This is a genomic window from Pseudomonas oryzihabitans (assembly GCF_032027545.1).
GTDB lineage: Bacteria > Pseudomonadota > Gammaproteobacteria > Pseudomonadales > Pseudomonadaceae > Chryseomonas > Chryseomonas oryzihabitans_F.
Window position 1 is genome coordinate 1 of sequence record NZ_JAVSJB010000022.1, and the last position, 14,916, is coordinate 14,916.

Genomic DNA, 14,916 nt, shown 5'->3' on the forward strand with positions numbered 1-14,916 from the left:
AAAGTTAAGCCCGTGCCTGGGGTTGCCCTCTCCCGGGCCCTCTCCCTGGGGGTAGGGGGCTAGAGCGGATTGGCGAAGGGCTGGTAGCAGGGGGCTGCCGGACGGAAGTTGCCTGGGAGCCTGCCAAGAGCAAAAAACAGCCCGGCTGCACCGGGCTATCGCGGCCATGGCGGTCCGCCGATGCACAACATGACGCCTGTAGGAGCGGCCCATGGCCGCGATAGAGCAACTGCTGCCGTCGCGGTGTTGTATCACGCACGCAATCACTCATAAAAAAGCCCGGCATGCGCCGGGCTTTTGAGTTTCTGGACGGCGCCAACCTTACTCTCGATCCCGCTCCAGGAGAGGCTTGAGAAAGTGGCCGGTATAGGACTTCTTATTCGCCGCGACCTCCTCGGGCGTACCCGTAGCGATGATCTGACCACCCTTGGAGCCGCCCTCAGGGCCAAGGTCCACCAGCCAGTCGGCAGTCTTGATGACGTCGAGGTTGTGCTCGATTACCACCACGGTATTGCCGTGATCTCTCAACCGGTGCAGCACGTCCAGCAATTGTTGGATATCTGCGAAGTGCAGGCCGGTAGTGGGTTCGTCCAGGATATAGAGGGTCTTGCCGGTGTCCCGCTTGGAAAGCTCCCGTGCCAGCTTCACCCGTTGGGCCTCGCCCCCGGACAGTGTCGTAGCGCTCTGACCCAGGCGGATGTAGGAAAGACCGACATCCATCAGCGTCTGCAGCTTGCGCGCCAGGGCTGGAATGGACTCGAAGAAGGCATGGGCCTCTTCGATGGTCATGTCCAAGACCTCGGTGATGGTCTTGCCCTTGTACTTCACCTCCAGGGTTTCGCGGTTGTACCTCTTGCCCTTGCAGACGTCACAAGCAACGTAGACGTCTGGCAAGAAGTGCATCTCCACCTTGATCACCCCATCGCCCTGGCAAGCTTCGCAGCGGCCGCCCTTGACGTTGAAGGAGAAGCGCCCAGGGGTATAGCCGCGGGAGCGTGATTCCGGAACACCGGAGAACAGCTCGCGGATCGGCGTGAAGAGGCCGGTATAGGTCGCCGGATTGGAGCGGGGTGTACGACCGATGGGGCTCTGGTCGATGTCCACCACCTTGTCCAGGTGCTGCATGCCGTCGAAGCTGTCATGGGCGGCGACTTCCAGGGTCGTCGCGCCATTGAGAGCTGTGGCAGTGAGCGGAAAGAGGGTGTTGTTGATCAGCGTCGACTTGCCCGATCCGGATACGCCGGTCACGCAGGTCAGCAGGCCCACCGGAATCTCTAGGTTCACGTTCTGCAGGTTGTTGCCCCGCGCACCTTTCAGCTTGAGCAGCTTTTTCTTGTCCCGCGGGGTGCGCTTGGCGGGTACCGCGATCTTCTTGCGACCCGACAGGTACTGGCCGGTGACCGAGTCCGGATGCTTCATGACCTGGTCCGGAGTGCCTTCCGCGATGATCTGGCCACCATGCACGCCCGCTCCGGGGCCGATGTCGATGACGTAGTCCGCCAGGCGGATGGCGTCCTCGTCGTGCTCGACGACGATCACCGTATTGCCCAGGTCGCGCAGGTGAGTCAGGGTGCCCAGCAGCCGCTCGTTGTCGCGCTGGTGCAGGCCGATGGAAGGCTCGTCGAGGATGTACATGACGCCCACCAGGCCCGCACCTATCTGGCTGGCCAGGCGGATGCGCTGGGCCTCGCCGCCGGAGAGGGTATCGGCACTGCGATCCAGGGTCAGGTAGTCCAGGCCGACGTTGACCAGGAACTGCAGGCGTTCACGGATCTCCTTGAGAATCTTGTCGGCGATCTGTTGCCGCTGGCCCTTCAGGGTAAGGTCCTGGAAGTATTGGGTAGCATCGCCGACCGGCAGGCGGGTGACTGCTGGCAGGGTCTTGTCACCGACCCATACATGGCGAGCCTCGCGACGTAGGCGCGTGCCGTTGCAGTCAGGGCAATGCTGGGTGCTCAGGTACTTGGCAAGCTCTTCACGCACGCTTTGGGATTCGGTCTCGCGATAGCGGCGCTCGAGATTGGGGAGGATGCCCTCGAACGGGTGAGCGCGTTTGACGATGTCACCCCGGTCGTTGAGGTAGCGGAAGTTGACGCTCTCGCGTCCCGAGCCACTCAACACGGCCCTGCGGTGCTTGTCGTCGAGGCTCTTGAAGGGTTCGTCCAGGCTGAAGCCATAGTGACTCGCGAGCGAACCCAGCATCTGGAAGTAATAGACGTTGCGCCTATCCCAGCCGCGGATGGCACCCTCGCTGAGGCTGAGTTCTTCGTTGACCACGCGCCGGGCATCGAAGAACTGCTTCACCCCCAGGCCATCGCACGTAGGGCAGGCGCCGGCCGGGTTATTGAAGGAAAACAGCTTCGGCTCCAGCTCGCCGATGGAAAAGCCACAGATCGGGCAGGCGAAACGCGCGGAGAAGACGATCTCTTCGCCGCTCTCACCCTCCATGGGGGCGATGATGGCGATGTCGTCGGCCAGCTTCAGCGCCGTCTCGAAGGATTCCGCCAGGCGCTGCTGGAGGTCCTCGCGCACCTTGAATCTATCCACCACCACTTCGATGGTGTGCTTCTTCTGCTTGTCGAGCTTGGGTAGCTCATCCATTTCATGCAGGCGACCATTTACGCGTACGCGGACGAAACCCTGGGCCCGCAACTCCTCGAATACCGACAGATGCTCGCCCTTGCGCTCGCGCACGATGGGGGCGAGCAGCATCAGCCGCTGGCCTTCCGGCATGGCCAGCACCTGATCGACCATCTGGCTGACCGTCTGGGCTTCGAGGGGGACGTCGTGCTCGGGGCAGCGGGGCGTACCGACCCGCGCATAGAGCAGACGCAGGTAGTCGTAGATCTCGGTGATGGTACCGACCGTCGAGCGTGGGTTGTGCGAGGTGGATTTCTGCTCGATGGAAATGGCCGGCGACAGGCCTTCGATGGTGTCCACATCGGGCTTTTCCATCATCGACAGGAACTGACGAGCGTAGGCCGACAAGGATTCCACGTAACGACGCTGGCCTTCGGCATAAAGGGTATCGAAGGCCAGGGAGGATTTGCCGGAGCCGGACAGCCCGGTGATGACGATGAGCTTGTCCCGGGGAAGGGTCAGGTCGATGTTCTTCAGGTTATGGGTACGGGCCCCACGGATGAGGATCTTATCCACGTAAACTTCTGCCTCGTGTTGGCGGCGCGTCAATCGGAGTGGAGTCTCGTCCCTGGCTGCGGCTATCTGCCGCGCCTGTGAGAGAGAGGTCAAGGCTGGTAAAATTAATGGCCCGACAGCGGTGATCGGGCGTTCGTGATGCTGGCGGTCGGGAACGTTCGGACGAGCGCTCGGCTATCTTCACCGCTTCCTCCCTAAATGGTCATTGTCACGACTGTTTTAAAGCTGTGCGGCGACGTAAAAGTCTGTCGCCGACGAGAGGGTTATCAATGCTCGACAAGCGCAGCGAAACCATGAGCGGCGTCGAACGCCGTGCCGCCCTGGGGCTGGCTCTGGTCTTCGCCTTTCGTATGCTCGGTATGTTCATGGTGCTCCCGGTCCTGGCAACCTATGGTCAGGAGCTGGCGGATGCCACTCCGGCACTCATCGGCCTCGCCATAGGTGCCTATGGTTTGACCCAAGCGGTCCTGCAAATTCCCCTCGGGACCTTATCGGATCGTATCGGCCGGCGTCCCATCATCATCGGCGGGCTACTGGTGTTCGCCCTCGGCGCAGCCATTGCCGCCAATGCCCACTCCATCTGGGGCGTAATCGCCGGTCGCATCGTACAGGGTGGCGGTGCCATTTCGGCCGCCATCATGGCGCTGTTGTCGGATCTGACCCGGGAGCAGCACCGCACCAAGGCCATGGCCACCATCGGCATGAGCATCGGCGTGTCCTTCGCCGTGGCCATGGTCGCCGGGCCGCTGCTGACGCGCGCCTATGGCTTGGCTGGACTGTTCTGGGCCACCTGCGGACTGGCGCTGGTCGGCCTGCTCATCGTGCTGTTGCTGGTCCCGCGGAACGCGTCCCCCTTCGCCCACCGCGAATCCAATCTGGCCCGCCAGGCGTTGGGGACTACCTTGCGTAACCGCGACCTGCTGCGCCTGGATTTCGGTATCCTGGCGCTTCATGCCGTGCTGATGGCCAGCTTCGTCGTTTTGCCGCTGGCCCTCGCCGAACACGCCGGTCTGCCCAAGGAAGAGCACTGGTGGGTGTACCTGACGGCACTGGTGGTCGGCTTCTTCGCCATGGTTCCTTTCATCATCTATGGTGAAAAGAAGCGGCGCATGAAGCGCGTGCTGGTGGGTGCCATCAGTGTGTTAGTGCTGTGCGAGCTGTACTTCTTTTTCTTCAGCAGCAGCCTGGTGGCCCTGGTCATCGGCATCGTGGTGTTCTTCACCGCCTTCAACCTGCTGGAAGCCTCGCTGCCTTCGCTGGTGAGCAAGGTAGCACCGGCGGGGGGCAAGGGCACGGCCATGGGGATCTATTCCACCAGCCAGTTTCTCGGCTCGGCGCTCGGCGGTATCCTCGGTGGCTGGCTGTTCCAGCATGGTGGCCTGTCCACCGTCTTCCTGGGCTGTGCTGCGCTTTGCCTGGGCTGGGCGGTGATTGCTGGTACGATGCGTGAACCGCCCTATGTCACCAGCCTGCGTTTGTCCGTCGCCCCTGAGCTAGTCAACGACCAGGGATTGGTCGGGCGCCTGTTGGCCCTGGCCGGGGTGACCGACGCGGTGGTGGTGGCAGAAGAGCAAGCCGTCTACATCAAGATCGACACTAAAATCGTTGATCGAGCGCAATTGGAGCGACTGGTAAGCCAAACGCCAGTCGCCGCTTGATCGACAGCCTCATCAGGAGATTCATATGGCCCGTGGCGTCAATAAAGTCATTCTCGTCGGCAATGCCGGCGCCGATCCCGAAACCCGTTACATGCCCAACGGCAACGCGGTGACCAACGTCACCCTCGCCACCAGTGAGAGCTGGAAGGACAAGCAGACCGGCCAGCAGCAGGACCGTACCGAGTGGCACCGTGTGGTGTTCTTCGGTCGCCTGGCCGAGATCGCTGGCGAGTACATCCGCAAGGGCTCCCAGGTCTATGTCGAAGGCTCGCTGCGTACACGCAAGTGGCAGGGCCAAGATGGTCAGGATCGCTACACCACGGAGATCGTGGTCGACATCAACGGCAACATGCAGTTGCTGGGTGGTCGTGGTGGTAATGCCGGCGGCAATGACGAATACAACCAGAGCGCACCTGCGCCCCAGCAGCAGCGTGCGCCCCGTCCGCAGCAGGCGGCGCCGCAGTACGACAGCGGCGGCAATGGCAATAGTCGTCCCCAGCAGCAGCCCAAGCCGCAACAGCAGCCGGCTCAGCAGGACTACGACAGCTTCGACGACGACATTCCGTTCTAAACGACGGGCAAAGAAAAAGGGCAGCCATTGGCTGCCCTTTCTTTTTGGTGGAGGCGGGGGGATTTGAACCCCCGTCCGCCAGCTCTCCGCTATCGGTTCTACATGCTTAGCCCTGTCTACTGAGTTAACCCATTGCGGCCCGACGGGCAGGGTGCTTTGGGCGAGCTGTATAAGTTTTAGCCGTTACGTCTACAGCGAACTTGGCGGCGATCCTGTTCTATCTGACAGTCGTTTTGGGTTTACAGGCATCCCCTAGCGACTGCTAGCCGCATTAAGCAGCTAGAGCGTAGTTGTCGTCGTTGGCAACTATAAGTTTGCAGCAGCGAATTTACGAGTTCTGCTACCAGCTCGGCATGCCCCTCAAGTTTCGTTACCGGCGTCGAATCCTAATCGCCCCCAAAACTTGTTGGTCGTTCACTATAGAAACTCCGGCCGTTCTGCGCAAGTCATTGTCGACGAAACGTTTTTCGGTCACTTGGCGTCCTTGCGGATGGCGCGCTGGATCTCACGGTCGGAGTCGCGCTCGCGCTCGGTGGCGCGCTTGTCGAATTCCTTCTTGCCCTTGGCCAAGGCGATCTCGCACTTGACCAGGTGCTTCTTCCAGTAGAGCGACAAGGCGACGCAGGCATAGCCTTTCTGTTGCACGGCGCCGAACAGCTTGCCCAGCTCGCGCTTGTTCAGCAGCAGCTTGCGGGTGCGGGTCGGATCGGCGATGACGTGGGTACTGGCGGTTTGCAGCGGGGTGATATGGCTACCGAGCAGCCAGGCCTCGCCGTCCTTGAGCAGCACGTAGCTGTCGGTCAGCTGCGCCTTGCCGGCTCTTAGGCTCTTCACCTCCCAGCCTGCCAGGGAAACACCCGCTTCGAAGCGGGTGTCGACGAAGTATTCGTGGAGCGCCTTTTTGTTCTGCGCGATGCTGCCGGGAGAAACTTTCTTTTGCTTGGCCATGATTCCAGGGTACAGCGAGTCGGGGGAAATGTCGCCACGCGCTTGAGCGGGTATGAGCAAACACGGACAATACCGCGGTTCTGGGCCGCGGCAGGCTGGTGCGGGAGTAAATTGCGTGCGCCGCCCTCAAATTCAAGGTCCGACACCGAATTCGCTATTCTACGAGGTTCCGATGAGCACGCACATCCAACGTTCGGCGTTGCTGCCCTATCCCGCTTCGGCGCTCTATGCACTGGTCAACGACGTGGCCCGTTATCCGGAATTCCTGCCGTGGTGCTCATCCGCGCAGATCCTGGAGCAGGACGAAGCTCAGATGCGCGCCGGTCTCACCGTGGCCAAGGGCGGGCTCAGCCAGCAATTCACGACGCGCAATACCCTGGTGCCCGACGAGTCCATCACCATGGATCTGGAGAAGGGACCCTTCAAGCAGCTGCATGGCGTCTGGTCCTTCAAGGCGTTGGGTGACAAGGCCTGCAAGATATCGCTCGATCTCTCCTTCGAGTACGACAGCGCCATCGTCCGGGCGACCCTGGGGCCACTGTTCAACCAGGCGGCCAATACCATGGTGGATGCCTTCTGCCAGCGCGCGCGAGCCCTCTATGGCTGAACGCCTCGCTATCGAAGTGGCCCTAGCCCTGCCAGAACGGCAGTGGTTGCTGAATCTGCAATTGGAGGAGGGCACCACCGTCGAGCAGGCAGTGCTGTCTTCAGGTCTGCTCGAGCAACTGGAGCCTGTGCAGCGTGCACATTACCGTGTCGGTATCTTCGGTAAGCTGGTCGCGAAGCCGGCGGAGCGTAAGCTGGTGCAGGGAGATCGGGTGGAAATCTATCGGCCGCTGCTTGCAGATCCCAAGGAGAGTCGCAAGCGGCGCGCCGAACAGGCCAGACTCAAGGTCAGTCGCTGACCGACGGCTTATTGACCGTCGGTGCGGATGCGCTCGGGGGTCGGCACGGCAGCCGGGCGGGCGCTGTCGATTTCTTTCTGGATGGTGTCTTCGGTCGAGCCGGGAATGGCTGGCATCTCCGGGACTACCGCGGGCGTCGTAGTGGGCTGGGCAGGTGCAGTGGAGTCCACGCTGGTGCCACTATCGGTACCCATGATCTGCTGTTCACGACTGGTGCCGGGCATGAAGTCGCCGGACAGTCCGCTCAGCTGGTTGCTGCCATTGAACACCAGGCTGACCCGTTCCTGCTTGCGCTGGCCACCGGCGGCCTGCAGGCTGTAGAGGTAATCCCAGCGATTGGGATGGAAGGTGTCCTGGATCAGTGGCGAACCCATGATAAACCGGACCTGCTGCCGGGTCATTCCGGGGCGCAACTGGTCTATCATGTCCTGGGTGACGACGTTGCCCTGCTGGATGTCGATCTTGTAAACCCCCGGCAGAGAGCAGCCGGCGAGCATGGCTAGGCTCAGCAGAGAGAGCCCGGTCAGCGTTTGCTTGAGGTTTTGCATCGGTGGGAGACTTCCACTATCTTGCTGGGCAACGAGGCACCGATCATACCCGTATTCCCGAGAGCTGCGAAAGCACTCGGCACCGAGAAAGAGCATGGTAGAGAACAACGAACTCCGCAAAGCGGGTCTGAAAGTGACCCTGCCGCGCGTCAAGATATTGCAGATGCTGGACACCACCGAGCAGCGCCACATGAGCGCCGAAGATGTTTACAAGGCGCTGATGGAGGCTGGCGAGGACGTGGGACTGGCAACGGTCTATCGGGTCCTCACCCAGTTCGAGGCCGCTGGTCTGGTGGTGCGCCACAACTTCGATGGCGGCCATGCCGTGTTCGAGCTGGCCGACACCGGCCACCACGATCACATGGTGGATGTGGATACCGGCGAGGTCATCGAGTTCACCGACGCATCCATCGAGAAGCGTCAGCGTGAGATCGTCGAAGAGCATGGTTTCGAGCTGGTCGATCACAACCTGGTGCTGTACATCCGCCAGCGCAAGTGATGGATCATCCATGAAAAAGGCGACCTTCAGGTCGCCTTTTTCATGTCCGCTCGCCTACCCTTAGCGACTGACCACCAGCTTGCGCGCATGGGCGAGGGATTCGCGGGTAAGGTCGACACCGCCCAGCATGCGCGCCACCTCTTCCACGCGGCGTGCGCGATCCAGCTTGGCGACCGCGGTGCGGGTTTCATCGGTGCCGCGCTCCTTGTGCACGAAGAGATGTTGGTGTCCTTGGGCGGCGACCTGGGGTAGGTGGGTGACGGTCAATACCTGGCCGCGCTCGCCCAGTTGCCGCAGCAACTGGCCGACCACCTCGGCAGTCGGGCCGCCGATGCCGACGTCCACCTCGTCGAACACCAGGGTCGGGGTGCGCGAGGTCTGGGCCGTGATGACCTGTATCGCCAGGCTGATACGTGACAGCTCTCCGCCGGATGCCACCTTGGCCAGCGGGCGTAACGGCTGGCCAGGGTTGGCGCTGACACGAAACTCGATGCCTTCGTTGCCCAGCGGCTGGGGCTCACCGCTGGCACCGGGGGTCAGGGTAATGCTGAAGCGGCCACCCGGCATGCCCAGGCGCTGCATTTCGGTTTCCACCGCGGCGGCGAGCTCCGGGGCGCGCTGTTCGCGTAGGCGGCTCAGTTCGCCGGCCTTCTCCTGGTAGTGGCGCTCGAAAGCGGCCAGCTCTTCCTGCAGGCGCTCAAGAGCGACGTCGTCGGCATCCAGGGACTGCAGTTCATTATGCAGCTGCTCGTGCAGCTCAAGCAGTCCCTCGGGCTGGACCCGATGCTTGCGGGCCAGGCTGTAGACGCTGTCCAGGCGTTCTTGCACGGCCTGCTGGCGCTCCGGATCGGCTTCGAAATGATCGACGAAGCGGTTGAGTTCGTTCATCGCCTCCTCGATCTGGATCTGGGCGGAGGCGAGCAGGTTGCTGGCTTCCTCGATCTGCGCGGGCGGTCGATCGAAGACGGTCAGCCGGGCCATGCTGGCGTTGAGGGCGGAGAGCGCATTGCCTTGCTCGTTTTCGGTACAGAGGTCCATGGCCTGGCGGCAGGCCAAGAGGATGTGCTCGGCGCTCGCCAGGTCGCTCTGCTCCTGCTCCAGTGCCTGCAGCTCGCCTTCGGCCAGGGCGAGGTTGTCGAGCTCTTCGAGCTGATAGCTGAGCAGTTGATGGCGGGCGCGTTGCTCGTCGCCATTGCGGGTCAGGCGCTCCAGGGTCTGGCGCACTTGGCGCCAGCGCTGGGCGGCGAGTTGCACCTGGCGCACCAGTTCGCCCGCGCCGGCATATTCGTCCAGCAGGCGGCGATGGGTGTCCAGGCCGAGCAGCGACTGGTGCTCGTGCTGGCTGTGGATGTCGATCAGCAGGCCGCCGAGGGTCTTGAGATCCACCAGCGGGCAGGGCGAGCCATTGATGTAGCCACGCGAGCGGCCTTCGCGGGTGATGACACGACGCAACAGGCAGGGACCGTCCTGCTCCAGGTCGCGCTCGGCCAGCCACTGGCGGGCCTCGGGGATGTCGGTGATGTCGAAGCTGGCCAGGACGTCGGCTTCGTCCGCGCCCGGGCGCACGGCATCGCTGTCGGCGCGATCACCCAGGGTGAGGCCGAGGGCGTCGAGCATGATGGATTTGCCGGCGCCAGTTTCGCCGGTGATCACGGTCATGCCGCGCTCGAGGTCGAGGTCGAGGTGTTCAACGATGGCGTAGTTGCGGACGGACAGATGCACCAGCATGCGACGATCTCCGAAAGCGGTTTCTGGTTGTTTATACAGTGCCTGTCGAGCACTGGCAATCCATACAGCTCTTGAAGCGCCGGCCGGCGGCCCCATATAGGCGCCATAGATCAAGGTGTCGCTCATTAGAGGGCGCGCCCACCGGCATTATCACAGGAGGACTCCATGGCCGACGAACAGAACTCCCCGACTCCCGAGCACGAGGCCGCGGCCCAGGGCGACGTCCAGCATGAGGATCTCACCGCACGGGTCGCCACGCTCGAAGAGCAGCTCGCTGCCGCCCAGGATCAATCGCTGCGCAGCGTCGCCGAACTGCAGAACGTGCGTCGTCGCGCCGAGCAGGATGTCGAGAAGGCGCACAAGTTCGCCCTGGAGAAATTCGCGGGCGATCTGCTGCCGGTGCTGGATAGCCTGGAGCGTGGCCTGGAGCTGTCCAACGCTGCCGACGAGACCTTGAAGCCCATGCGCGAAGGCATGGAACTGACCCTGAAGATGCTGCAGGACACCCTCAAGCGCTATCAGGTCGAGGCCGTCGACCCCCACGGTGCTCCCTTCAATCCCGAACACCACCAGGCCATGGCCATGGAGGAGAGCGCCACTGCCGAGCCGGGCAGCGTGCTCAAGGTGTTTCAGAAGGGCTATCTCCTCAATGGTCGCCTGCTGCGGCCGGCGATGGTGGTCGTGAGCAAGGCGCCCGCGGCACAGCAGCCGAGCATCGACGAAAAGGCTTGAAATTCTGTCGCTCGGCCCCATCTGGTAGGCAAGCGAACATCAAAGGCCCCCTGAGTGGGCCGCGCGGAATCTGAGATTTCTGGAGAAGATTACATGGGCAAGATTATCGGTATCGACCTGGGGACAACCAACTCCTGCGTCGCGATCCTCGAAAACGGCAACGTCAAGGTCCTGGAAAACGCCGAAGGCACCCGTACCACGCCGTCCATCATCGCCTACACCAACGATGGCGAGACCTTGGTCGGCCAGCCGGCCAAGCGCCAGGCGGTGACCAACCCGCAGAACACCCTTTATGCAGTCAAGCGACTGATCGGCCGGCGTTACGAAGAAAACGTCGTGCAGAAAGATATCCAGATGGTCCCCTACAAGATCGTCAAGGCGGACAATGGTGACGCCTGGGTCGAGGCCAAGGGCCAGAAGATGGCACCGCCGCAGGTCTCCGCTGAAGTCTTGAAGAAGATGAAGAAGACCGCCGAGGACTACCTGGGTGAGCCGGTGACCGAAGCGGTCATCACCGTTCCGGCCTATTTCAACGACAGCCAGCGTCAGGCCACCAAGGATGCCGGTCGCATCGCCGGGCTGGACGTCAAGCGCATCATCAACGAGCCGACCGCTGCGGCCCTGGCCTACGGCCTGGACAAGGCCAAGGGTGATCACACCGTGATCGTCTATGACCTGGGCGGCGGTACCTTCGACGTCTCGGTCATCGAGATCGCCGAGGTCGACGGTGAGCATCAGTTCGAGGTGCTGGCCACCAACGGTGACACCTTCCTGGGCGGCGAAGACTTCGACATCCGTCTGATCGACTACCTCGTCGAGGAATTCAAGAAAGAAAGCGGCATGAACCTCAAGGGTGACCCGCTGGCCATGCAGCGCCTGAAGGAAGCTGCCGAGAAGGCCAAGATCGAGCTGTCGTCGGCCACCCAGACCGACGTCAACCTGCCGTACATCACGGCCGATGCCAGCGGTCCCAAGCACCTGAACGTCAAGGTCTCCCGCGCCAAGCTGGAATCCCTGGTGGAAGAGCTGGTCGAGCGCACCATCGAGCCGTGCCGTATTGCGCTGAAGGACTCCGGTCTGGATGTCTCCGACATCCACGAGGTCATTCTGGTGGGCGGTCAGACCCGTATGCCGCTGGTGCAGAAGCGTGTGGCCGATTTCTTCGGCAAGGAGGCGCGCAAGGACGTCAACCCGGACGAAGCCGTCGCCATCGGTGCCGCCATCCAGGGCGCCGTGCTGGCCGGTGACGTCAAGGACGTCCTGCTGCTGGACGTCACCCCGCTGACCCTGGGTATCGAGACCATGGGTGGCGTGATGACCGCGCTGATCGAGAAGAACACCACCATCCCGACCAAGAAGTCGCAGGTGTTTTCCACCGCCGACGACAACCAGGGCGCGGTGACCATCCATGTGCTGCAGGGCGAGCGCAAGCAGGCCGCGCAGAACAAGTCGCTGGGCAAGTTCGACCTGGCCGAGATCCCGCCGGCGCCGCGTGGCGTGCCGCAGATCGAGGTGACCTTCGACATCGATGCCAACGGTATCCTCAACGTGTCCGCCAAGGACAAGGCCACCGGCAAGCAGCAGTCCATCGTCATCAAGGCGTCCTCCGGTCTGTCCGAGGAGGAGATTCAGCAGATGGTGCGTGACGCCGAGGCCAATGCCGACGAGGATCGCAAGTTCGAAGAGCTGGCGGCGGCCCGCAACCAGGGTGATGCTCTGGTGCACGGTACCCGCAAGATGCTGACCGAGGCTGGCGACAAGGCCACGGCCGAAGAGAAGAGCACCATCGAGAAGGCCATCGGCGAGCTGGAAACCGCCGTACGCGGCGACGACAAGGATGCCATCGAAGCCAAGATGAACGCCTTGTCCCAGGCTTCCGCGCCGCTGGCCCAGAAGCTCTACTCCGAGCAGGGTGCTGCCGGTGCCGAAGGTGCTTCGGCCAAGGCGGACGGCGATGCCAAGAAGCCCGGCGACGACGTGGTCGATGCCGAGTTCGAGGAAGTGAAGGACAACAAGTAAGCCCCGTGCTTACCGTGCCTGGCGGGCTTCGGCCCGTCGGATCTGCCAACGCGGGAGCCTGCTCCCGCGTTGGCGTGTCTGGAGGGTGAGAAACTTTAAGGTGCAGAAAGTCTATGGCCAAACGTGATTACTATGAGGTGCTCGGGGTCGAGCGCGGCGCGAGCGAAGTCGAGCTGAAGAAGGCCTACCGGCGCCTGGCGATGAAGTACCACCCGGATCGCAATCCTGGTGATGCGGCTGCCGAAGAGCAATTCAAGGAGGCCGCCGAGGCCTACGAAGTGCTGTCCGACGCGGGCAAGCGCTCGGCCTATGACCAGTACGGCCATGCTGGCGTCGATCCGAGCATGGGTGGCGGTGGTTTCGGCGGTGCGGCCGGTGGTGCGAGCTTTTCCGACATCTTCGGCGACGTCTTCAGCGACTTCTTCGGCGGGCGCGGTGGCGCCGGTGGCCGGGGCGGTCCGCAGCGCGGTGCCGATCTGCGCTACACCCTGGATCTGGACCTGGAAGAGGCGGTGCGGGGGACTACGGTCACCATTCGCGTGCCCACCCTCGTCGAGTGCAAGGTCTGCGACGGCAATGGCGCCAAGCCGGGTACCTCGGCTTCCACCTGCCCCACCTGCGGTGGCATCGGTCAGGTGCGCATGCAGCAGGGCTTCTTCTCGGTGCAGCAGACCTGCCCGCGCTGCCACGGTAGCGGCAAGATCATTCCCGAGCCCTGCACGGCCTGCCACGGCCAGGGTCGCGTGGAAGAGCAGAAGACCCTCTCGGTCAAGGTGCCGGCGGGCGTCGATACCGGTGATCGTATTCGCCTGAGCGGCGAGGGCGAGGCTGGGACCCTGGGCGGACCTAGCGGCGACCTTTACGTCGTGGTCAACGTGCGCGAGCACTCGATCTTCCAGCGTGACGGCAAGCATCTCTATTGCGAGGTGCCGATCAACTTCACCGACGCTGCCCTGGGTGGCGAGCTGGAAGTGCCGACCCTGGATGGCCGCGTCAAGCTGAAGATCCCCGAAGGTACCCAGACCGGCAAGATGTTCCGCCTGCGTGGCAAGGGCGTGACGCCCGTGCGTGGCGGTGGTGCCGGCGACCTGATGTGCAAGGTGGTGGTGGAGACACCGGTCAACCTGAGTCGCCGCCAACGCGAGCTGCTCGAGGAGTTCCGCAACACCCTGCAGAGCGACAGCTCCCATTCGCCTCGCGCCAGTGGCTGGTTCGACGGCATGAAGCGCTTCTTCGACGACCTCTAACCCGGCCTGGGCGTCGTCGAAGGGCGGCGCCCGGCCAGCAGCCTGGAGCTGATGATGCGACGTATAGCTGTAATGGGCGCCGCCGGGCGCATGGGCAAGACCCTGATCGAAGCGGTCCAGCAGACCCAGGGCGCCGCTGGCCTGACTGCCGCAGTGCATCGTCCGGAGAGCAGCCTGGTCGGCGCCGACGCGGGCGAGCTCGCCGGTATCGGCCGCAATGGCGTGATGCTGTCGGGCGAGTTGAGTCGGGTGCTGGATGACTTCGACGTCCTGATCGATTTCACCCAGCCCAGCGTCACCCTGCAGAACCTGGCGCTGTGCCGCAAGGCCGGCAAGGCCATGGTGATCGGTACCACCGGTTTCACCGCCGAGCAGAAGCTGACCCTGCTGGAGGCGAGCAAGGAAATCCCCATCGTCTTCGCTGCCAATTTCAGCGTCGGCGTCAATCTCTGCCTCAAGCTGCTGGACACCGCTGCCCGAGTGCTGGGCGACGAGGTGGACATCGAGATCATCGAGGCCCACCACAGGCACAAGGTGGATGCCCCCTCGGGTACCGCGCTGCGTATGGGCGAGGTCGTCGCCCAGGCCTTGGGTCGCGATCTGGAGGAGGTGGCCGTCTACGGCCGCGAGGGCCAGACCGGTGCCCGCGATCGCCAGACCATCGGCTTCGCCACCGTGCGCGCCGGCGACGTGGTGGGTGATCACACGGTGCTGTTCGCCAGCGAAGGCGAGCGCGTGGAAATCACCCACAAGGCGTCCAGCCGCATGACCTTCGCCAAAGGGGCTGTGCGTGCAGCACTGTGGCTCAAGGACAAACAGCCAGCGCTATACGACATGCAGGACGTGCTGGAGTTGCGCTGATGCGTACATGAGGGTGCCAGCAGCGCTCAATTCCTGTACAATGC

13 protein-coding genes and 1 other RNA gene are annotated in these 14,916 nt (G+C 62.9%); 9 read left to right on the forward strand and 5 right to left on the reverse strand.

Features of this window, described 5'->3' with window-relative positions:
• Positions 1–321 precede the first annotated feature (321 nt).
• Positions 322–3,156 (reverse strand): excinuclease ABC subunit UvrA, encoded by a 2,835-nt coding sequence (uvrA, locus tag RND78_RS23890; RefSeq protein WP_312732494.1) that lies wholly within the window; start codon positions 3,154–3,156, stop codon positions 322–324.
• Between the two features lie 269 nt (positions 3,157–3,425).
• Between uvrA and RND78_RS23895 the strand changes: the two genes are divergently transcribed.
• A complete protein-coding gene (locus RND78_RS23895) occupies positions 3,426–4,814 on the forward strand; it encodes an MFS transporter (RefSeq protein WP_312732495.1) in 1,389 nt (462 codons plus the stop codon).
• Between the two features lie 25 nt (positions 4,815–4,839).
• Entirely contained in the window at positions 4,840–5,385 is a 546-nt protein-coding gene (gene ssb, locus RND78_RS23900) for a single-stranded DNA-binding protein (protein ID WP_312732496.1), read from the forward strand.
• A 45-nt stretch (positions 5,386–5,430) separates the two neighbouring features.
• On the opposite strand, the gene ssrA is transcribed toward ssb, so the two are convergent.
• Positions 5,431–5,783, reverse strand: a transfer-messenger RNA (tmRNA) gene (ssrA, locus tag RND78_RS23905).
• 73 nt (positions 5,784–5,856) lie between these two features.
• Complete coding sequence (smpB, locus tag RND78_RS23910; RefSeq protein ID WP_007162671.1) at positions 5,857–6,333, reverse strand: SsrA-binding protein SmpB; 477 nt, start codon at positions 6,331–6,333, stop codon at positions 5,857–5,859.
• A gap of 172 nt (positions 6,334–6,505) precedes the next feature.
• Between smpB and RND78_RS23915 the strand changes: the two genes are divergently transcribed.
• A complete protein-coding gene (locus RND78_RS23915; RefSeq protein ID WP_312732497.1) occupies positions 6,506–6,940 on the forward strand; it encodes a type II toxin-antitoxin system RatA family toxin in 435 nt (144 codons plus the stop codon).
• The gene (locus tag RND78_RS23920) at positions 6,933–7,238 is read left to right on the forward strand and encodes an RnfH family protein (protein ID WP_312732498.1); all 306 of its coding nucleotides are present in this window, start codon (positions 6,933–6,935) and stop codon (positions 7,236–7,238) included. Before RND78_RS23915 ends, RND78_RS23920 begins: the two co-directional genes overlap by 8 nt.
• An 8-nt stretch (positions 7,239–7,246) precedes the next feature.
• Here the strand turns inward: RND78_RS23920 and RND78_RS23925 are convergent, their stop codons facing one another.
• The gene (locus RND78_RS23925) at positions 7,247–7,786 is read right to left on the reverse strand and encodes an outer membrane protein assembly factor BamE (protein ID WP_312732499.1); all 540 of its coding nucleotides are present in this window, start codon (positions 7,784–7,786) and stop codon (positions 7,247–7,249) included.
• 94 nt (positions 7,787–7,880) lie between these two features.
• Here RND78_RS23925 and fur point away from each other — a divergent pair, with 94 nt between their 5' ends.
• On the forward strand, positions 7,881–8,285 hold the full coding sequence (gene fur, locus RND78_RS23930) for a ferric iron uptake transcriptional regulator (protein WP_007162667.1): 405 nt from the start codon (positions 7,881–7,883) through the stop codon (positions 8,283–8,285).
• Between the two features lie 60 nt (positions 8,286–8,345).
• Here fur and recN read toward each other — a convergent pair whose 3' ends face one another.
• The gene (gene recN / locus RND78_RS23935) at positions 8,346–10,013 is read right to left on the reverse strand and encodes a DNA repair protein RecN (RefSeq protein WP_312732500.1); all 1,668 of its coding nucleotides are present in this window, start codon (positions 10,011–10,013) and stop codon (positions 8,346–8,348) included.
• A 165-nt stretch (positions 10,014–10,178) separates the two neighbouring features.
• On the opposite strand from recN, the gene grpE reads away from it, so the two are divergent.
• From grpE to dapB, 4 genes are all read left to right on the forward strand, one after another.
• Positions 10,179–10,745, forward strand: a complete 567-nt coding sequence (gene grpE / locus RND78_RS23940) for a nucleotide exchange factor GrpE (RefSeq protein ID WP_059231811.1) — start codon at positions 10,179–10,181, stop codon at positions 10,743–10,745.
• Positions 10,746–10,838: 93 nt separating this feature from the next.
• Complete coding sequence (dnaK, locus tag RND78_RS23945; RefSeq protein ID WP_312732501.1) at positions 10,839–12,764, forward strand: molecular chaperone DnaK; 1,926 nt, start codon at positions 10,839–10,841, stop codon at positions 12,762–12,764.
• A gap of 113 nt (positions 12,765–12,877) precedes the next feature.
• On the forward strand, positions 12,878–14,011 hold the full coding sequence (gene dnaJ, locus RND78_RS23950; RefSeq protein ID WP_312732502.1) for a molecular chaperone DnaJ: 1,134 nt from the start codon (positions 12,878–12,880) through the stop codon (positions 14,009–14,011).
• A 54-nt stretch (positions 14,012–14,065) separates the two neighbouring features.
• The gene (gene dapB, locus RND78_RS23955; protein ID WP_312732503.1) at positions 14,066–14,872 is read left to right on the forward strand and encodes a 4-hydroxy-tetrahydrodipicolinate reductase; all 807 of its coding nucleotides are present in this window, start codon (positions 14,066–14,068) and stop codon (positions 14,870–14,872) included.
• The last annotated feature ends 44 nt before the right edge of the window (positions 14,873–14,916 follow it).